Genomic DNA, 20,571 nt, shown 5'->3' on the forward strand with positions numbered 1-20,571 from the left:
ATTTAGGGCGTGTTGATAGTAAGTATCATTTATACAGCAGCTCACAAGAGAGCACAAACGGCACTCTGTCATTGAATGGTCTAGGTTATGTAAATCTTAAGCTATTTAACTTTAGCTCAACCAATGAAAACGATAAGCAAGCCAAGCAACAATGGCGCTCACTGAACCTGTCAAGATACCACCCCAAGCAAAATCAACCAACGCTGTATCCAGTGTAAAACCTTTGTACAACGCTAAACTGGTAAAGTCATAAGTACCGTAGGCCATCAGCCCTATTAAGCCACCAAGCAAGAATATATGACCAATCGAAGCGCCTGCTTTGATTTGTGGATATAAAATCAAGACACAGAGAGCCAGTAGATAAAACATATAGAACACGCCAGCAGCAATCATGTTTGGCTCATCGGCAAGCAGATGCCCGATACGCTTTTCATAAAATAAGCCAGTCATAGTCTTGAGCCAAACTGCGTCAATACCCAAAAATATAAGCACAGCAGCCAGATATATAAATACATAACCCATAACCACATCCTTTTAATTAGCGTTTTTTAATCCCAGCTTGTTTCCATAACTGCTTGTATCCAGCATCGCTTGTTAAGACACTACCTGTTGAAACGCAACTTGTTAAGACGCTATGTTTCGTTTGGAGGCGTCTTGGCCATCACCGTTGTTGGCATTACCGCTTTCATCAAAATTCATAATATCGTGAATCAGGCGGCTGCTTTGCTCATCGGTGAGAGTATCATGAGAAGACAAATCAGAGAAATGCATCACATCAATATTGTCTGGCTTCACTGCGGTCAACTGTACCACGCCGATGGTGCGCTCTAAAAACCCACCTTCACAATAGCAAAAGTAAAAATCCCACAAGCGAATAAAGGCATCATCATAACCAAGCCCCTTAATTTCTTCACGCTGTGCCATGAACGCCGCACGCCAATCACGCAAGGTATGAGCATAGTCAAAACCGTAATCATGTAGCTGCTTGATGACCATGTCGGTTTGTTCCGTAAACTGTGTATTTAGCTCTTGATTGGAGAGCAAACAACCACCAGGGAAAATGTGCGTCTGGATAAAATCGACTGAATTAACATAATCTTGGTAGTTTTGATCGTTAAAGGTGATCGCTTGCAGCACCATCAGCCCTGTGGGTTTGAGTAAGCTATTACATTTGGCAAAAAACGTCGGTAAGTACTCGTGCCCAACGGCTTCAATCATCTCGATACTGACTAGCTTGTCGTACTGCCCTGTCAGCTCACGATAGTCTTGCTTCAGCAGGGTAATGTTATCAGACAGTCCTGCCGCATCGACTCGGCGCTGCGCCTCATCATACTGGGCATCAGAGATGGTCGTCGTCGTTATGTGACAGCCATAATGTGTGGCGGCATAAATAGCAAAACCGCCCCACCCTGTGCCAATTTCTATCACATGATCATCAGGCGTCAATTGTAATCGCTGGCAAATGAGCGCCAGTTTATGCTGCTGCGCTGCGCTCAGTGATACATCAGGCGTACGATAGACTGCCGCTGAATACATCATCGTATCGTCCAAAAACCGCTGATACATATCATTGCCCAAGTCATAATGCGCTAAAATATTGGACTTGGCACCAGACTGATCATTGCTGCGTAGCCGATGCTTCGCTTTTTCAAACGCCTTACTCACACCTGCAAAGCGATTTTCTAATTTATTCAACACCGCCAAGTTACGCGCTGCCAACCGAATCAGCCCTGTCAAATCGTCCGTATCCCACTCACCATTGATATAGCTGTCTGCTAGCGCAATAGAGCCGCCAAGCAACAGCTGCCGATAGACAGTAGGATCATGAATCATCAAGGTAACGTGTAGTGAATGGCGACCCACTGCCGAGCTGCTCGCGACACTATCGGATACTTTACCGAAGCTAACGGTATTAGGTGCTTGCTCATCGAATGCTTCGACTATAGTCAGGCTACCAAACTGGATATGCGCTAATGCGCGAAAGATGAGTTTTCTTGCCAATTGATTCATTCCCGCACTGACGGGCTGAAAAATGGCGCTCTCATTGACGACCTTACTCATCTGTGCGGTCAATTTTCCTAATGTCGAAACGGGTGCTCGGTCGGTTGGTCGTGCTGACATCGTATATTCATCCTTGTTTAAATGCTCTATGCTTAAGCGTTAAGCTGATAAATTTCTTTGGCTGATCGTTAGCCCTGTAGCTATCAAAGAATATCTTTTGGAGTCGGTGCTTTGTTCTGTTGGCTATCGGCCAGTTTTTCATCATAATGAATATAAGGCACTTTTTTAATCGCATAAAGCTTGAAAGCATGCCAATAAATACGGGTTACAGAGGTCATGTTCATTAGCGGGTTTTTTCGCAAACTATTGCGAATCGTTGTGGCGGTCATTGGAACGCCAGCCATTTTTATACCCGTTTTTAATACCTCACCGCGCTCATCGCTGATATCAATAGCAATATGAACTTGCAAGCAATTATCCGGCTGCTTTTTTACCTTAACTTGCCAACGATATAGCTGATCGATCGGGTTAAAAGGTGAGACATGAAAATCTTTATTATGACAAAATTCAGTATTCGCACCATTGAGTGTAAACCCATAATAATGGCGCTTATCCCATGGTGTATTAGAGACTTCAGCCAATACATGCGACGGTATCTGTTGCTCATCGAAACCTAAGTAAAAATTGACTGGACTAAAATATATGCCTGCATTGCGGCAAACGAGCATCCCAATAATATCGCCTGTTGGCGCACTACCCGTTTGCTCAGTAAACGCTTGATTTAAGCGATGATTAAGTGCTTGAACAGAATTTGAACGACAATTACCATGCTTGTCACTCATTGAGCAATTACTTAGGCTATTTACCTCTTGTAGAGGTAGACCTTGTAAGTAATCATCAGGACAAAACTGCTGCAATGCTTTTTTCTTTGCTGAAAATAATGGTAATCCTTTGACCAGCCGCCCTTTTGAAAGCAACTTTTTTAAAAGCTTATTTTTGCTACTAATACCTGTACTTACTTCAGGAAGCTCCAGCCCTTTAGCCAATGCGCTGATATTGATGCCCCAATAACGGTATGGGTACGCAAATTTATGCACACTTGGCAGTAACCGACTGTGCCAAGTCGTCCCATGGAACAACTGATGGGGTAACAGGTTATTAGGCGTGTCGGTTTCAATAGACATAGCACTCTCTTAAATAGTGTTCGTTAATCTCACTGCCAAAATCACTGCATTTTATGACGGCCAAATAAGCGACGCTTTCGCTTTGGTTCATCACTTTTAACAGTCGGTTGTAAACGTTCAATGTACTCAATCAGCTCCTGATTAGTAAGCGCCGTGACAACCTCACGCTTATTAAGTGTGCGCAATTTGGTATCTGCCTTTACCGGTAGGTCCTTATAACGAAACGGCGTATGTGCGCTCTCGGCATCAGGCAGATGAGTCGGATCAACCTCGTCTTTTATGACAATATCATGACCGAGCGCCTGACAGACACGTAGACCACTACGTACGCCATCTTCATGAAAACCATTAAACCAATAGGCACCGCAAAAATGTGTATGCATGTCGTTACCAGAGATACTCGACCATCTGCTTTGCGCCTTAATCATCGCTTTATCAAACACAGGATGGCTATAATCGATACGCTTAATGACGTGCTTCTCATCAATATTTTCATGAGCGGTTTCTGGATTCAGCGTAACCAAATAATTGTGCTTTTTGGTCAGGCGTTGCAAAATATTCATGTGATAAGTCAGCACTGGTTTTGCTGATGTTTGCGCTTTTTTAATATGGTTTTCAGTAACTGATTGTCCTGATTGTCGCGCAGTTTTATTTTCGAGATTCTCATCAATCAGATAATTCCAGCTGGCCCACGCCAATGGCTTGTTCGGTAGGACACTGACATCGGTATGCAGTACGGCGGTATTTTTGGTAAAGCGAAAATGTCTGAGCACCTCATTTTCATCCTTACTGGCGTCTGTTAAAATTTTGAGCGCGGTGTCTGCATGACAAGCAAAGATAACTTCGTCAAATACCAATTTTTCGTTCAAGCTTTCGATATTGTTGTCAGTAATGCTTTTATTTTGAACCGTCAATAATACTTGCTCACCATCGCGAACCACAGACTGTACGGGACTGTTTACTCTCACCTTACCGCCCGCTTTGATGAAGCGTGGAATTAACTTATTGACGTACTGTTTTGAGCCACCTTTGATCGTAAACCACTGCGGACGATTAACCACATCGAGCAAGCCATGATTGTCAAAGAACTGTGCAAAAAACACCAGTGGGAAGTCTTGTACTTCATGCAGACTGGTTGACCAAATGGCAGAAACCATTGGCAGCAGATAGTTGTCTATAAACAGCTTGCCATAGCTTTTTTCTGTGAGATAGCTGCCCAGCGTTTGCTCAGTAAAAATACTAACATCTTGCCCGTTAGCACGTGTCATTTCGTAGTCTTGGCGTAGCTGCTTGATATGTTTATTGAATTGTAAAATATCTTTGATAAATTGCCAAAACTTTGGATTGAAGGCATTCTTACGCTGCGATAATAAAGTATTGAGCGTGTGACCATTGTATTCAAAATGGCGCGCTGTATTCTTTACCGAAAAGCTCATGTCAGTCGATTGAAACGGCACTTGTAGCTCATGCAGTAGACGAAAGAAATTGGGATAAGTACGCTCATTAAAGACGATAAAGCCAGTATCTATGGCACTGTTTTCCACATTGCTGCTCTTTGCTTTTTTGCCGTCTTGTAGCGACACATCGATGGTATTTACATGGCCGCCAATATAATCATTAGCCTCGAACACTGTCACTTCATGTTGCGCCACCAGATAATGAGCGCAAGTCAATCCTGATACACCTGAGCCAATGATAGCAATACGTTTTTTAGCTTGAGCGTTAGTCATCTGCTTTGAGAGGCTGCTGGCTTCATGAGAGACTGTCTCTAGGTTCTTACGTTTACGGCGGTTAAACAGCATTGATGCGTTCCTTTCCATATTTTTAGTAATTTATTTTTTGCAATTTTTCAATATAAACTATTTTTTATTAATTTTTTCACTGACTTGCTGCCACACCAAATCTGGCAACGTCCCCAATACCTTCAGCGGTAATGTAAGCTTCTTGGGAAATTCAATCACATCGTGACCACTCACGATACCATCACGAATAGCTTTGCTTGCCTGCGCTGTTGTTTGGATAAAGGGCATGGGAAAATCATTTTGCTTAGTCATTGGCGTCTCGACAAAACCAGGCACGACCAAGCTTACCGACACATCATGCGGTGCAAGGCTAATTTGCAAAGTTTTCATTAGATAATGGATGGCAGCCTTTGAGCTGCCATAAGCTTCGGCACGAGCAAATGGCACATAAGCAGATGCTGAACCAATGCCAACCAAGCGACCTTTTGAGGCGATTAATTTTGGCAATATCCCTTCGATAGCATGTGACAACGTACCCATATTTACCGACATCACTTTCATAAACGAGGCGCTATCGAAGTTTGGCATGTCCAGATATTCGCACATGCCAGCGCCACAAATCGCCAAATCAACCTCTTCAATTTTTTCAAAAGCGTCGATAACTTTATCCCGATCCATGAGATCTAAGTCAACCGTTTCTGCGCCTAATGACTCAAGCTCAGCCAATGCGCTATCGTCTCGACCAACGGCATAGACATGATGACCGTCTAGTAGATAGTCTTTTGCCAATTGATTGCCAATACCAGACGTCGCGCCAGTAATAAGTATATGTAATTTCTTAGTAGAGTCAGTCATCGTAAACGTCCTTTTATGTATGCTGATAGTACACAACTTCCCATGCATTCAGGTGTCAAATACTTGCTTATCATCTTTAGTCAGCTGATGGCATTAACCTTTTTTTATTAAGGTATCATCCATTTTATTTATTAAATCTAAACAATCATAGCGCACGGCTATCGATTTATTGTTGTGGTTTCGCAATCAATGCGTCTCTTAATTGACTGAACCTGTCTACTCTCGCGCACTGGAAAAATTGCTCTTAGGTCTGTCGTTTTATGTTACTAGCCTTATAAGACAGCCTAATTACGGCATGCTACAATACTAAAAATCGAAATTAGCTTTACATTAAAGGGCTGATTAGTCAGCGTATTTATCATGAAAATATCCAACCTGTTAAAAGCGCTTATGTTTATTAACGGTTATTTATTTTCAAAAATCAACTTCCGTTGCGGCAGTTTTTGAAACTGCCTGATATCGTGTCCTAATGACATCTCAAACGTTATACAATTAATGATAGTGCTTCACCAATCCCACTCCACTATAAAAAGGATCTCTCATGAGCGAATTGCAACTCTCTGACCGCGTCAACAACATCAAGCCATCGCCTACGCTAGCGATTACCAATAAAGCCAAAGAGCTAAAAGCAGCTGGTAAAGACATAATCGGTCTGGGTGCGGGTGAACCTGATTTTGATACGCCAGAGCACATCAAAAAAGCAGCAATCGATGCCATTAATGATGGTTTTACCAAATACACCGCTGTCGATGGTACGCCAGAGCTCAAACAAGCCATCATTGAGAAGTTCAAACGTGACAACAACATCAGCTATGAGCCCAATGAAATCCTAGTATCGGTCGGTGGTAAACAATCATTTTTTAATCTTGCGCAAGCCTTTATCAATCCAGGTGATGAAGTCATCATTCCAGCACCTTACTGGGTCAGCTATCCTGACATGGTCATCATTGCAGAAGGCGTACCAGTCATCGTCAAATGCCCCGCTGAGCAAGATTTCAAAATCACCGCTGAGCAATTAGAAGACGCTATCACTGACAAAACTAAAATGCTGGTACTAAACAGCCCCTCTAACCCAACCGGTATGATTTACACGTTGGATGAGCTAAAAGCCATCGCTGACGTGCTGAAAAAGCACCCACAAATTTATGTTGTGTCAGATGACATGTATGAGCACATCCGCTGGACGGGCGATAAGTTCTACAATATTCTGAATGCAGCACCTGAGCTAAAAGAGCGGGCGATTATTTTAAATGGCGTGTCAAAAGCATATGCGATGACTGGCTGGCGTATTGGTTACGCTGGTGGCCCTGCCAAGCTGATTGGGGCGATGAAAAAAGTACAATCACAGTCAACCTCATGCCCAACATCGATCAGCCAAGTTGCTGCCGAAGCCGCTATCAGTGGCGATCAAAGCGTGCTCACGCCGATGGTAGAAGCATTTGAGAAGCGTTGTGATCTAGTCGTTGATGGTTTGAACGCGATTAAAGGTATTACCTGCCTGCGTCCTGATGGCGCTTTCTACGTATATCCTGATATCAAACCACTCATCAAAGCCGCTGGTCTGTCATCATGTACTGAATTTTCAGCATGGTTGTTAGAGAAAGTTGGCGTTGCAGTGGTGCCTGGTGACGCCTTTGGTCTTGGTGGCTATATGCGCATCTCTTACGCAACTGATGAAGCGACGCTAAAAGATGCCTTATCACGTATCGAAAAAGCGGTGGCTGATCTAGACGTTGCTGAATAAAGACTAAACAGCCACTGTCTTAAAATTACTACGCTTAAGTATGTGCTTAGAAATGTGCTTATAAACGAAGACGCCACCTATCCTCTATGTGGCGTCTTTTTTATTTATCTCATAATTGTTGGATTTTTTGGCAAAAAACCTCAAAAGACGCCTTATCCCCTTATTAAAATAATTATCTTTGATAATTATGCAAAAAAGGCTTGACGTATTTTTTATTTTTGCTAGAATACGCCCCACTTAGCAAGAACTCGTTAGAGGCTTCTAAGGCTCGTTGTAAGGTTTTAAACACTTGCAGCTTATTCTCCAATAGCTCAGTTGGTAGAGCAACGGACTGTTAATCCGTGTGTCCCTGGTTCGAGCCCAGGTTGGAGAGCCACATTTTAGTTGTAAATTTCTTGAATTATTTTTGATTCAATTATGGCATTTGCCAAAACCCTCATCTCTTTGATGAGGGTTTTTTTATGGCTACTATTTTTATTGGCATGAAGAAATTTATATAAAACTCAGTAGAAAAATAAGTAGCCAACGATATAACAATTATTACCTTGCTGTCCTAACAGTTTTTATTTCAGCACAACGTATGCAGCTGAAATAAAAACTGTTAAAGAAGTTAGCATTTAAAGTAAGGAAAATAATTAAGGTAGAAAAATTGAGATATGGGCTTGCTCTTTGTTTTCTTGAATCACATTGTCGTATGCTGACAGCTGCTCATTCGAGAAACTATTGGTAAACTGCCACATGGTAGCAAATATCGCGGTCAACAACACTGCCATGACCGTGAGTATGACCCATAGTGGCGTTTCGCTCGTGAGCGTGTGCTTGATTTGGTCCGGTATCGCCCAAAATGGCGAAAACTCGTTCTTATTACCCCGTAGATGCTCAATTTCATCCCCTAAACGTGAGATAAGATAACGAATTTTCTCTGGCGCTTCTAAACGATACTTCCCTTGAAAGCCAAGTAGCATCGCATAGTGATAGACCTCCAGAGCAGGTAGACGCCTCTCTCCTTGCTCGCGTAGCCCATCTAAACGCTCAAAGAACTCATTACCAGCAATTTGTGAGCCAAATAAATCCAACTGTAAAGGATTTAGCTCCCAAGCATCTTTGAGGGTTTGAAACTCTGGCTCTTGCGAGGTCATGATGGTCTCATCAATCAACGCACAATACGCATACTTGGCTTCATGGATATCTTCTGACAGAAATCCTTTTTTGCGCGCATTCATCTCGAATTTATCTAAGAAATCATATATTTTTTGACGAAATTGTCGCGGCTCTGTACTGAAATAATGATTACGCAATAAAAACACCAAGTAAAAGCCGTCATACATGATGTCTACCAGCGACTGACTACTGATACGCTTATCTAGACCCGTTGCTGAGACCTTTGAAGCCACCTCGCCTGAATCTAACAACGAAGGTGCAGAACCCATTGAATTATTCCCTGACATGATTATTCCTAATGCTTATTATTTCAAATACTATTGAGGGCGCGCCATATAGTGCATACTCATCTTGCAACCTCAGCATCTCTAGACACAAAGAACTACTGTACGATAGCCATCAGCTCTATTTTTAAATCATCAAAGCCATTTGGCACATAAATACAGATAGATTCAGATTTGAGCATTTCGTCATATAGCTCGCCTACCGGTTCGATGGTGAAGTAGCTAAAACCTGGTCTCACTGGTATCGCACTGGGTACTTGGCTGACATGTGAAATAGAAGAGCCTGGCAGCGCTGACAACACACGTTTCTCTACTGAGTCAGGCGTCGCAATTTTAAATCGACGTGGTACGATGTCGATGAGCTCGTGCATCGGCAATGATGAGCTAACAGACAGATACAGCTGTGAGCCACGCGTGATCTTGTCACTACTTAGCTCGCCTGTATAATAAGATGGCTTATTTTGACGTAATGGAATCGAGATAAAGTTACTGGCAATGACGGTATTGAGTAGCTCACGAATGATTAGAATGATACTGACAAATGAGTCATTGGCATTATCGTGATTATAAGAAGGTAAGTCGCCCACCTTATATAATGAGCTAAAAGTAGCCAATTGGCTGGCGACATTTAATAATGCTTCATAAAGGCGCTCTGGATGTAGTTTGGCATTATTATATAAATGACTGAGCTGAGAGTATGCGGTATTTAGCGTATGCAATAGCCAAAAAGAGGCAATATCTGAGGAGCGAAACTCCAGTAAGTCATTGTTAGACTGACGATGATGGTCATACAGTGACGTAGACTTGGTATTAATCATCGTCATCAAACGATATACGTGACCAATAAGCGCAGGGTTACTCGTAATATGCACACTTGGGACGATATAATCATCATCTACTTGATAGATGCCTTGAGTGGTACGCACGAGCTTGGCTACCAATAAGGACACGGTATCTTGACTAGGCGCTTGCGCAGAATGGCTTAATTGCAAACTTGGCGACAGTTTAATCACGTCAATGACTGCTTCAGCCGCTTGGCTATATAGATCTTGTGCCTCAATAGCGCCCCTTGCATAGCGTGCTGGGTTGTCACTACGATCCGTCTGTATATTGCTGCCGCCACTATGGACAATCTCTAAACTCAAAAATACGAAAACTTCATCGCCATTGTCTGGGGTATCTAAGGTAATGGCTTTGGGTAAAGTGTCGGTACGAGGTGCATGATATATCGTGCCATCTGGCAATACCGCATAAATACTTTGAAAGCTTAGTAAATTGCTTTCCAAAAGTTGCTTATCAATCTGAACATCAGATACGCCATAAGCATAAGGATGCACCAGCATCATACTCAAAGCGCGTTGCGAGTCATGATAAGTGTCTTGAATCTGAAAATGTTGGGGTCGCAAAAACAACCCTTCTCCCCATAATACCCTGTGTTTACTCAAGACAATCTCCTAAGAACAGCTGACTAGTGGCTGCTGATAATATTTAAGTTTGGTGGTAAATGTAGGTGCCAGTGCTGGGTCAACACCCTCAGTAATGCTGACATCGCATCCACCAATATTGATCGCCAGTGGCGTATCAAAATTGAGACTGGCAAGTGGGATAAGAAACTGTGAGCGCTTTTTGGTATATCTCAGCCCCACTTTAATAGCGATAAAGCGCGCGTCTTGTGGAATGTTCACAGTCAGACTGCTCTCACGATTTGGGATAATACTGATCTCTTTGGCCGCCAGTGCTTCAATATCCGTAAACTGACTCTCTTCTTCCAAAAATGCGATATAGGCAGTACTTGCTGTGCCTACTTTGGTACGCCCTGCATTGGCATTAGTGGTGGGTTTGATATTTAGAGTAATCTGCTGACGCTTCAGTTTTTCTTGTAATGCTTGCTGCTCAGCACTCATGGTCGCCAGCTGCTGTTGCTGCAGTTCTAGCTGTGCTTTTAGACTTTGCAGATCAGCACTATTTTTGCCATTATCAACGATATGGCTCATGGCATCTATAGTAGGAGGCTCGCCTGCCAATGCCGATACCTTGCCATTTGACTTGCTCAATTTATCAGTGCTGCATCCGGCGATCGCACCACTTAGCAAGCAAGTAGCAGCGATTAATGATACTGGCAATATCATACATTTATTCATACTTTCAGTTTACCTTAGCTTTTTATTATCATTATTGACTGGTCAAAATCTCAGCCATTTCTGGGCGACCGAGCACGCCTTTTTTGCGCAGCTCGACATGCCCAAGATCCATCATACGCCAATCACCACCCCACACAAGTCCGGCAGATTTGGCTACTTTACCATATAATTTATAGCCTCGCATTGCCCAAGGATCCTTTTCGCTTATGATAATTTTACCATTTCTGATAAAGGCGCTATCGCCTGCCAAACCAAACTGATGATAGCTCTTGTATGATCCTGCCTTCGTTACATGAGTGCCTTTTTTCAATAGTCTTGCTTGCCTTGCAGGGCTACGATAGCCTTCTAACAGCACCATGTCATAGCCATATTGGTCACTCATTACTTTATACACAGTCAACAGCCGTTGAACAAAATCCGAGTTCATTTTTTGCCAATTACGGTCAGCATTTTTGATATTGATATGACCATTGTTTAGATGTGTAGCCAACATATCACCTGAATAGCCAGTGCTATGATCTTGCGTGTTTAAGTCAGACAAGTCAGGCTCAGGGAGCATTAGCGGCCTATCAATCTGAGGTATATTTGTCTGATTATCTGGCCAATACCCTTCCTCTGTCTTGTCAGCTCGATAGCTTGCAACCTCGGCTTCTAGTTCAGCAAACAGCTCCTCTGGCGGAGGCGACGGCGGACGCAGACGCTCTCCTATGAGTAGTTGACTGATTTGCAAATTTGTCGTGCTAGCCACGGTATCGTTGGCATGATAAACCTCCAGAGAATGATTGGTAATCAGGGCATAACACAATCCAACCGTTGCCATGACAATCAAAAAAGACAATGCCGATATCACTGGAATACGAGAAACATCTATATCCGAAATAAAACGAATAAACTGCTTGATACGATAATGAAATACCTTCTTTGGTGTCTTTATTGATGGACGCTTGAATTTTAGGCTAGGCAATCGATGAAAAAACACCATTACTTTATCTAATAGTCGCCCACATAGCTGCCGATCAAAAAGCATGACCATCATAAGGATAGAGAGCAATGTAAAGACCGATACAGTCAAGTAAATCATAGGCAAGAGTCAGCGACAGTTGAGACGATAAAAACAAAATAATAATAAACAGGCGTTGATAATTATGATTTCGTCAGTATTATATAGACAAATCATCTCCTTTTAAAACAAAGCTAACTTAATTACACTAATTTTTATTTATTGCTATCCATTAGCTTATTTATAGACAGCTTAAAAATACCATTTCATTATAAAAATTTACTTAATAATTCCTAAAACCCTCACTGGTTATCGATTTTATAGTTTAACAACGTTTTCAAAGCGATTCCTATCATTACAATCGAATCATAAAAAAGACAAATAAAGTTAACTAGTATAGTAAAAATAAGCTTATAGATATCATAAAATTTGAATCGCAAAGCTTGTCTACATGGTAATAATCATAAGAACAACCCAACAAATAGGGAGTTTAAATAAGTGGGCGCAAAAAAAATACTGTCATACGGACGATCTATTTTAGTCATGATTTTGGTGTTGTATCTCATTTTGGTCTGGATGTACTTTAAAGACAATGCGCGACAGCTGACCTCATCTGGCTTATTGCTATGGTTTGTTACCATCCCTTTATTGTTTCTTGGCTCTATCATGGCGCTCTCATGGTGGCAAAAAAAACTGGATAAACAAACAACCGATTCACCAGAGATACTTGATGGAACAGCAGATAAAACAGACGCTATTAAGCCGCCCAATACTTATCCGTTATTTATCTATAGCCGTGTCTGCCTACCAGAAGGAGACTGTTGGTCTGAAGTGGTGGACAATGATGCAGACCTAACCGTATTGAGCGAGGATTTGACAGATATTGATGGTATGCCAATGTTGGTCAAACCGATTGCAAGACTCCCTGATGCAGCCGCCCTACCATATCCTAATATCTCTGATGCCTATTCAGCAGATTCAGAGTTTGACGACAGCTATTCAGACCATTATTTAGATTCGAACAGTGATTTAGACAATAGTTTAGACAGCCATCTCGATGATGAGAGATTTACCGAACGTAAAGCCGCGTTAAATGATACTACCTTGCGTTTACAGGCATTAATTTATGAGCAGCTAGTCTTGAGCGAGGAGATGCTGTCTAGCCTTGCCGAATACTTTTACCAACATCACCAACAAGATACGACTCAGTCCAACGCAGCCATTCATATTCATCCCGAATGGCAGCAACATTATTTGGTGAGTGCCAACGAAGTAAATAGTGAAAATAACAGCCGTAAAGAGAACGGTGATGACAAAATGACAGCAGCCTCTGCTGGTCATTTAACCAATCTTCCTATCTATCTATGCTTACCTGCCAGCGCCGATTCAGCATTTTTAATCGCGACCATAAAAGAACAGTTAGCAACTTACGGTATTCCTGATACACGGCTTGCTATTACGACCATCATAACTGACAGCACTGACATCGCAAACACCATAGCAGATAATAGCGCTAACAATACCCTAATTGCCACACCTGCAGATTTCATTAATAGACATCTGCTGCCTTTATCTAAATCAACTGCGCCGGATCTTTGCTTAATTCTCATTGCAGATTCACAGATAAGTGAAGAATGGTTAGACACTCATTTGTATGCTGAGCAAATGACCAATGTCATTCCAACTGAGGCGGGTGCGCTGTTGCTATTCTCGAATCAAGCGGCTCAAGAGCTACTCAATATTGACGCTAATACCCGTATTTTATTAACGGAGATAGGTACAGCTCATCGCACTGAGCTTTTGAGTGATAAACGTCGCTATTTGAATCATTTAACGACTATCAAAAGTCTATTAATAGACAATATGCTTTCACTGTCACCGACCGATACGACCACGCTAAAAACCACTGATAAACAGACAGTAAAGTCCACAAAAAAATCGTCTGATATCAATAGCAAAGGAAAAAACAAGACTAATGTTGCTATAACAGACATGACCATTACCGCTATGTCTGACATTAATCCATTAAAGCAGCCCTATGACTTATCAACGTATATGAGCTTTCTTGAAGCATTTATAGCACAAGGCGCTCTGGTAAACGAACATCATTTAGGGCATTATATGCCATTGAATAATTGGTTGAAGCCATTTATCAGCTTATCGTTATTCATTGACTTAGCCAAAGAAGACCAACAAGAGTCAGATAGATCATTTCTAATTACTCAACATAAGCACTGCAATATGCTTTGGTTGCTAGACTCTTCTCAAACATCTGAGTCGTAGTTTTAATGGTGTTTTGTCGTGGTAAATACTCGTTTTATTGTCTTAAGTTCACACTAGGTAGCACGCATGTTTTCAAGGTTTTTTCATCTTATCTATAACCCAAGAGTATTATTGGCGCTGGGGCTCATAGTCGCCCTAGTCTTACTTTATGATTATGTGACTATTAAAACCTTTGTTATAATCATTGGCGTCCTAATCACATGTACGGTGCTGGGGGCGCTTGGCTATTACCTGTGGAAAAAACGTAAGCTTGCCTCAGATGAGCTGGCAAACTTAGTGGAGGATAATGGCAACGAGAGCCAAGGTGACAATAGCCCTCATGTGGCCAAAGATGAAAACGCTCAAGAAGTGCAGGCGCTACGTCAGCAAATGCAAGATGCCATTAAAACCATTCGCAAATCAAAGATAGGCGATCAAACAGGCAAAGCGGCGTTATATGAGCTGCCGTGGTATATGGTCATTGGTAATCCAGCCGCAGGCAAAAGCTCTGCAGTGCTACACTCTGGCTTAAAATTCCCCTTTATGGAGCAAGGTAACAAGCTATCCGTTAAAGGCGTCGGCGGTACACGTAACTGCGATTGGTTTTTTTCGACTGAAGGTATTTTGCTCGACACCGCAGGACGTTACTCCGTTTATGAAGAAGATCGCTCAGAATGGTTGTCGTTTTTAAGCCTACTCAAAAAGAATCGACCTAAAGCACCGATCAATGGCATCATCATCGCGGTCAGTATCGCCGAACTCACCAAAAACGATCCAAACTATGCGTTGGATTTGGCCAAGAATCTGCGCAGCCGTGTGCAAGACTTAACGGAACAGTTAGAAGTTTATGCGCCTGTCTATGTGGTCTTTACTAAAATGGATTTGATTTCAGGCTTCCGTGACTTCTTTAATGACTATGAGCAAGAAGAGCGCAGCCAAGTATGGGGCGCGACCATTCCCTATCCTGAAGACCCAGAAAATATCAATATCACGGACGTATTCGAAGAGCATTTTGGTGTCTTGGTCAATGGTCTAAAAGACTTGAGCACCACTAAGCTATCCTTACGTCATCAGCGCACGGTATCTCCCAGTCTAATGACTTTCCCAATGGAATTTCAGTCGTTACGTCCCATGATACGGACGCTGATGCATGCGTTGTTTGAGGACAACCCTTTCCAATTTAAGCCCATATTGCGTGGCTTTTACTTTACCAGCGCCTTGCAAGACGGGCAAGTTAGCAGCCAAATGACGTTACAAATGGTACAAAATTACGATTTGCACCCACCTGCGATGCCGCTCAATGCGCAGCAAGAAGCCGCAGACAAGCCCTATTTTTTACAAGATCTATTTTCTAAAGTCATTTTAAAAGACAAGCATTTGGTCAGGCAGCATAAAAACCGACACAAGCGCAGTCATCGTGCGCTTGCGACGCTAGCTGCTGTCGTGACTTTGTGTGCGGCTGTCGGTCTGTGGACATGGTCTTATGCCAATAATAAACAGCTCACTGAGCGTGTCGTGGCTGACTTACAGCAAGTCGCAGCGCTACAAAAAAATTCTAACGGTGATTTACAATCCCAGCTCGAGTCGCTCAATATTCTACAAAGTCGAATCGAGCAGCTTGAAGGCTATGAAGACGACAAGCCGCTGTCTTTAAGTTTTGGCCTCTATCAAGGCGATAAGCTTAAGCAAAAATTGCTAGCAGAATATTATAACGGCATCAGCATCATCGTCTTAGCGCCAACCAAACAAAATATCGAAACGTTTTTGACCGAAGTAAATACCAATGCCGATCAATTAGAAGTCCGTACAGAAGACTCAAACACTGATGACACCTCTGATGCTGCCGTTAATGATGCTTATATCCAGTCGGACCCCACAGACGTTGAAGATGCTTATAACGCGCTCAAAGCTTATCTCATGCTTGGCAATCATGACAATTTAGAGGCCAGTCATTTGAGTGATCAGATGACCCGTTTTTGGCGCAACTGGCTCGAAGCCAATCGCGCTGACATGCTGCGTGACAAGATGATTCGCCAAGCTGAGCGTATCTTGAGTTTCACCTTGGCTCATGTCGACGACCCCGCCTTTCCATTGATCCAAAATGACTTAGGGCTGATAGACAAAACCCGTAGCAATTTATCCAAGGTTAGCAAAGGTCAACCTGCTCGTGAGCGGGTTTACTCTGAGATTAAAATGCGTGCATCTGCCCGCTTTCCATCGGTCACGGTTGCACAGATTACGCAAAACAATGCTAATGAAACACTGCTTGGTAGTTATGTCATTTCAGGCACTTTTACTAAAGAGGCATGGGATGCTTTCGTCAGTGATGAGATTGATAAAGCTGCCACTACGAGAGTGGTCGCCGATGATTGGGTGTTGGCCACCAGCAGCCAAGATGATCTTACCTTGACGGGTAGTCCTGAACAGATACGACAATATCTGGTCAATCGCTATAAGCAAGAATATATCAGTGAATGGAAACGTTTTTTATCTCAAGTGTATGTTCGGGATAGCACAGGCTTCGATGATCATGCGGTCTTATTAAACCAGCTGTCCAATGCCACAGAGTCACCGTTAAAAACTCTGTTTGAGACAGTAGATCGCCAAACTCAATGGGACAATAAAGCAGCCAATCAAGCAGCTGGCAATGGTGGCGAATCTCGTCGCTCATTTGTCAACTGGTTTAAGCAAACCATCCTGCGTCAAAGCCCTGCTGAGCTGCGGCAAGCAGAAGCAGCGATGAATAATGGTGGTAGCTCTAGTAACGCCGCGCCTGTAGCACAAGCAAGCTCAGGTGAGATTGCGCAAGAATTCTCCTCTATACATGCGCTAGTAACGCCAAGAGAAGAAAATCAGGATCTGTCATTATTAGACAGCTATTTAGTCAGCTTAGGCGATATCAGAACCCGTTTTAACAATATCGCTCGTAGTGACGACATCGGCCCTGATGCTTTGTTGTTTGCCTCACAAACCCTCAGCCCCGAAGGCTCAGAGTTAACCAAATCTCTACAGATATTAGATGAGCAGATCCTGAGTCAAGCCAACTCTGAAATAAAACAACTGGTTCGTCCGTTGTTGAGTGAGCCACTGACTCGTTCATTTAACATGCTGCTGACGCCCACTAAAGCAGAGATTAATAAAGTTTGGAAAGCGCAGGTCTATAAGCCTTTTCTCGATAATTTAGGCAGTAAGTACCCCTTTACGGCCAATGCAAACTTAGAAGCGACGCCTGCAGAGATCGGTCAATTCTTCGGCGAAGATGGCTATGTGGCGCGATTCGTCAACGAAACGTTATCGCCCTTTATCATTCGCCGCGGCGATCAAATCTCCAGTAAAATCTGGAATGGTGCAGGTTTGGGTCTCAATCCGCAGTTTGTCGCTGATTTTGGCCGTTACTTTACCAATTATACGGGTAGTAATAGTTCAGGTGCTGCTGGTGCGAATAATACTGGTGGCGCTCCCAATCAAACCACGTTCCAAATCATGCCTCTACCCGTCAGCGGTTTGACTGAATATACCATTGTGGTCGATGGTCAGCAGTTGCGTTATCGCATGGGTACTCAAGCGTGGACAACGTTTGTATGGCCGAACCCAAGTAGCCAACCTGGGGCCAGTATTCGAGCCAAAGACTATGATGGCAGAGACTTTACTGTCTTTGAAGAAGCAGGTAGCTTTGGGGTAGAAAAGCTGATTAACAGTGCACGCCGTACTGAACTTGGCAATGATGTCTTTGAGATGGCATGGTCTGGTGACGGTATCACTATCTCTGTACGCTTTAGAATCATCAGCGGCAGTGGTAGTAGTACCACTACCGGTCAAGGTCGCTCTACCAATCCCTTTACCGGCATGAAACTACCAGAGGAGATTATTGCCCTTGGTGTCACACGTACAGCAAGGCCAATTTCTGATAATAATGCTGTTGATGGCGACACTCCTAATGCGGGTTCCGGCACCAATCAGCCAGTACCGACTGGCGAGCAAAATACAAGCAATGTCACGCCGCCCGCCCGCGTATCTACTGTAGCCCCTAATACCAATAGTGAAAATAGTCCACCAGTGCAACTGCCTACTGATACCACGACGGCTACTGATGATCGTTCAGCCGTGACTGAACAGCAGGAGCAAACGCCATGACTCCAGACTCCTTGCCTTTAGTATATTTTGGAAAATTGCCTGCTCGCGGGGACTTTGTACGGGCGCGCGCTCATATCTCTGAGACCAATGCCATTGATGAATGGGTCAGCGAAGCGCTAGCCGTGTCGGAAAGTGTATTTAGCGGAATTCCGATAGACAATGTCAGTAATCATAACTTTGCCTTTTTAAATTTCAGTCATATCGATACTAGAGCTAATGAGATTATTACCGGTGTTTTGATCCCTAGTCACGATAGTAGCTATAGAAATTACCCATTGATAGGTTTTGGCGTGCTTCATCTCGATAAACCGAAAAACTGGATGAACTATCTGCCCGTCAAGTCATCAGCGCTTTGGAATGACACTTATGAAGTTTTAAGTATGGCTAAATCCAAAACTGACAATAGCGATCTGATGGAGCATCTCAATCATAGCCAACTCAGCATCGATAATAATGCCAGTACTTACTACTATGATTTTATCAATACCACTACGTTGCATGATATAGCGATCTTAATGAACATCGATAAAGCGCAGCTGATACAGCAAATCATTGCCACTGGCCTGTTATTTTTACCCACCTTTACTAAGGGTTTCCATGGCTTGAATAAAGCCATCTGCTGGTCACTTACCTCTGATAGAGAGAACTCGATACACATGGCCACTTTTTGGCACGATCTCATCAATGGTTTTTATCAGCCACACCAGCTCTACTTGAATACCTACTTATATCGTGTCGCTAATTGCTATCGCCTGCTCATGAGTTTTACTAAACCCGATGGACGTATACTCAAGCAAATATCAGAAAGTGAAAGAACTTATCCTGAAGATTGGGTAGTCATCGCTCATAGCGACTGGACTCAAGGCTATATCGATGAAGACATTGGATTGACACGGTTTAATAAAGTATTGTTACAAGACAATTTATATCTGTATGATACCAGGCAATTGTTTAAAAAAACTTTTTTAGCACAATAAATAATAGCTCACGATAACTGCTGATTCGTAACAGCTGATAGTAGCCGCCATGCATCATACCCCTGCAATTAGTCACTGCTCAACAATAGACAGATTAAAAAGGTACTTGAATGAAAGTCCTCTCTAGAATAACAAAATCCAAGCGAACAAATCACACGAAAAACCTGCTATTAGCCGCTGCTATCACACTACCTATGAGCGCCGTTGTATTTGCGGAACATAACGACACTCATGTGACAAATAATTCACAAAATGTGCCAGTGGTCATCAAAGGTGTGGTCGCTACCAGTTCAGACAAACAGCAACTGCTCGACAAACTAAAAGCACAGTATCCTGATAAACCTGTCAGAGATGAAATCGAAGTACGTTCGAACATCAGTATACCAACCAACTGGCAACAGATAGCCACGACTATCATTGATAGCGATATCTCTAACATTCGTCAGGGGCGTATCGACATTCATGGGACGACCATTAGCTTACATGGCAAGGTAAGCAGCCTTGAGCAAAAGCAAGCCATTCAAAACCGTATTCACTCGCGCCTAACTGATCTCTATCAATTAGAAAACCAGCTGGTCGTGGTAGAAGGTGAACAACGCCTCATAGACGAGACTTTAGGCAACCGTATCGTCGAGTTCGAGTCTGGTAGCACCAATCTAACGCCGATGGGTCTTGGTATCTTAGACGATATGGCAGGGGTGTTACAGCGGGTCGGTGATAAGCCTGTTCTTATCACCGGTCATACCGATAATGTCGGCAATTCTACTGCCAATCTTGCCCTATCAAATAAGCGTGCAGAAGCCGTCAAACAATACTTGATCGGTCGAAATATAAATGCGACTCGTCTCAGTACTACTGGTAAAGGAGACTCAGACCCTATCGCTAGTAACGACAACGAAGAAGGTCGCACTCGCAATCGCCGTATCGAATTTACCCTTAATGAATAACATCGCTATGTAGAACGTATGACGATAATGGTCACTAAGCAATGACGGTTAAGTGCTGATAGCTGGTTTGATAATGCTGAAAAACATACTGTCATTGCTACTAGAGATATCGATGCTACAAAAAACACCAATGCTAAAA

Annotated in this window: 14 protein-coding genes and 1 tRNA gene; 6 read left to right on the forward strand and 9 right to left on the reverse strand. The window is 42.9% G+C overall.

What is annotated here, in order from left to right; translation table 11 throughout:
- Positions 1–111 precede the first annotated feature (111 nt).
- The 5 genes from JMX82_RS06690 to JMX82_RS06710 form a co-directional block, all read right to left on the reverse strand.
- Positions 112–522 (reverse strand): DUF2177 family protein, encoded by a 411-nt coding sequence (locus tag JMX82_RS06690; RefSeq protein WP_060491490.1) that lies wholly within the window; start codon positions 520–522, stop codon positions 112–114.
- 102 nt (positions 523–624) lie between these two features.
- Positions 625–2,121, reverse strand: a complete 1,497-nt coding sequence (locus JMX82_RS06695; protein WP_201539959.1) for an SAM-dependent methyltransferase — start codon at positions 2,119–2,121, stop codon at positions 625–627.
- An 83-nt stretch (positions 2,122–2,204) separates the two neighbouring features.
- The gene (locus tag JMX82_RS06700; protein WP_201539960.1) at positions 2,205–3,185 is read right to left on the reverse strand and encodes a DUF1365 domain-containing protein; all 981 of its coding nucleotides are present in this window, start codon (positions 3,183–3,185) and stop codon (positions 2,205–2,207) included.
- Between the two features lie 41 nt (positions 3,186–3,226).
- The gene (locus tag JMX82_RS06705) at positions 3,227–4,987 is read right to left on the reverse strand and encodes an NAD(P)/FAD-dependent oxidoreductase (RefSeq protein WP_201539961.1); all 1,761 of its coding nucleotides are present in this window, start codon (positions 4,985–4,987) and stop codon (positions 3,227–3,229) included.
- Between the two features lie 57 nt (positions 4,988–5,044).
- Positions 5,045–5,782, reverse strand: coding sequence for an SDR family NAD(P)-dependent oxidoreductase (locus JMX82_RS06710; RefSeq protein ID WP_201539962.1), 738 nt, complete (start codon positions 5,780–5,782; stop codon positions 5,045–5,047).
- 541 nt (positions 5,783–6,323) lie between these two features.
- On the opposite strand from JMX82_RS06710, the gene JMX82_RS06715 reads away from it, so the two are divergent.
- Both JMX82_RS06715 and JMX82_RS06720 read left to right on the forward strand, forming a co-directional pair.
- A complete protein-coding gene (locus JMX82_RS06715) occupies positions 6,324–7,526 on the forward strand; it encodes a pyridoxal phosphate-dependent aminotransferase (protein ID WP_201539963.1) in 1,203 nt (400 codons plus the stop codon).
- 300 nt (positions 7,527–7,826) lie between these two features.
- Positions 7,827–7,902 (forward strand) — tRNA-Asn (locus JMX82_RS06720).
- A 259-nt stretch (positions 7,903–8,161) separates the two neighbouring features.
- On the opposite strand, the gene icmH is transcribed toward JMX82_RS06720, so the two are convergent.
- The 4 genes from icmH to JMX82_RS06740 form a co-directional block, all read right to left on the reverse strand.
- Positions 8,162–8,974 (reverse strand): type IVB secretion system protein IcmH/DotU, encoded by an 813-nt coding sequence (icmH, locus tag JMX82_RS06725; RefSeq protein WP_060491495.1) that lies wholly within the window; start codon positions 8,972–8,974, stop codon positions 8,162–8,164.
- A gap of 95 nt (positions 8,975–9,069) precedes the next feature.
- Positions 9,070–10,416 carry a type VI secretion system baseplate subunit TssK gene (gene tssK / locus JMX82_RS06730; protein WP_201539964.1) on the reverse strand — a complete coding sequence of 449 codons (1,347 nt, stop codon included), beginning with the start codon at positions 10,414–10,416 and terminating at the stop codon, positions 9,070–9,072.
- Positions 10,417–10,425: 9 nt separating this feature from the next.
- Entirely contained in the window at positions 10,426–11,112 is a 687-nt protein-coding gene (locus JMX82_RS06735; protein WP_201539965.1) for a hypothetical protein, read from the reverse strand.
- A 31-nt stretch (positions 11,113–11,143) separates the two neighbouring features.
- Positions 11,144–12,193, reverse strand: coding sequence for a M15 family metallopeptidase (locus JMX82_RS06740; protein ID WP_227676417.1), 1,050 nt, complete (start codon positions 12,191–12,193; stop codon positions 11,144–11,146).
- 417 nt (positions 12,194–12,610) lie between these two features.
- Here JMX82_RS06740 and JMX82_RS06745 point away from each other — a divergent pair, with 417 nt between their 5' ends.
- From JMX82_RS06745 to JMX82_RS06760, 4 genes are all read left to right on the forward strand, one after another.
- A complete protein-coding gene (locus JMX82_RS06745; protein WP_201539966.1) occupies positions 12,611–14,395 on the forward strand; it encodes a hypothetical protein in 1,785 nt (594 codons plus the stop codon).
- 66 nt (positions 14,396–14,461) lie between these two features.
- Entirely contained in the window at positions 14,462–18,508 is a 4,047-nt protein-coding gene (tssM, locus tag JMX82_RS06750; RefSeq protein ID WP_201539967.1) for a type VI secretion system membrane subunit TssM, read from the forward strand.
- A complete protein-coding gene (gene tagF / locus JMX82_RS06755; protein WP_201539968.1) occupies positions 18,505–19,485 on the forward strand; it encodes a type VI secretion system-associated protein TagF in 981 nt (326 codons plus the stop codon). The genes tssM and tagF overlap by 4 nt, the downstream gene beginning before the upstream one ends.
- A gap of 233 nt (positions 19,486–19,718) precedes the next feature.
- Entirely contained in the window at positions 19,719–20,432 is a 714-nt protein-coding gene (locus tag JMX82_RS06760) for an OmpA family protein (RefSeq protein ID WP_045451536.1), read from the forward strand.
- The last annotated feature ends 139 nt before the right edge of the window (positions 20,433–20,571 follow it).

Source organism: Psychrobacter sp. 1044 (assembly GCF_904846525.1).
Classification (GTDB): domain Bacteria; phylum Pseudomonadota; class Gammaproteobacteria; order Pseudomonadales; family Moraxellaceae; genus Psychrobacter.

Bases quoted from the DNA above. Each gene is read 5' to 3' on its own strand.
- JMX82_RS06715 (WP_201539963.1), top strand. From the start codon at position 6,324: ATGAGCGAATTGCAACTCTCTGACCGCGTCAACAACATCAAGCCATCG.
- JMX82_RS06740 (WP_227676417.1), bottom strand. From the start codon at position 12,193: ATGATTTACTTGACTGTATCGGTCTTTACATTGCTCTCTATCCTTATG.
- JMX82_RS06735 (WP_201539965.1), bottom strand. From the start codon at position 11,112: ATGAATAAATGTATGATATTGCCAGTATCATTAATCGCTGCTACTTGC.
- tagF (WP_201539968.1), top strand. From the start codon at position 18,505: ATGACTCCAGACTCCTTGCCTTTAGTATATTTTGGAAAATTGCCTGCT.
- JMX82_RS06695 (WP_201539959.1), bottom strand. From the start codon at position 2,121: ATGTCAGCACGACCAACCGACCGAGCACCCGTTTCGACATTAGGAAAA.
- icmH (WP_060491495.1), bottom strand. From the start codon at position 8,974: ATGTCAGGGAATAATTCAATGGGTTCTGCACCTTCGTTGTTAGATTCA.
- JMX82_RS06710 (WP_201539962.1), bottom strand. From the start codon at position 5,782: ATGACTGACTCTACTAAGAAATTACATATACTTATTACTGGCGCGACG.
- JMX82_RS06700 (WP_201539960.1), bottom strand. From the start codon at position 3,185: ATGTCTATTGAAACCGACACGCCTAATAACCTGTTACCCCATCAGTTG.
- JMX82_RS06690 (WP_060491490.1), bottom strand. From the start codon at position 522: ATGGGTTATGTATTTATATATCTGGCTGCTGTGCTTATATTTTTGGGT.
- JMX82_RS06705 (WP_201539961.1), bottom strand. From the start codon at position 4,987: ATGCTGTTTAACCGCCGTAAACGTAAGAACCTAGAGACAGTCTCTCAT.
- tssM (WP_201539967.1), top strand. From the start codon at position 14,462: ATGTTTTCAAGGTTTTTTCATCTTATCTATAACCCAAGAGTATTATTG.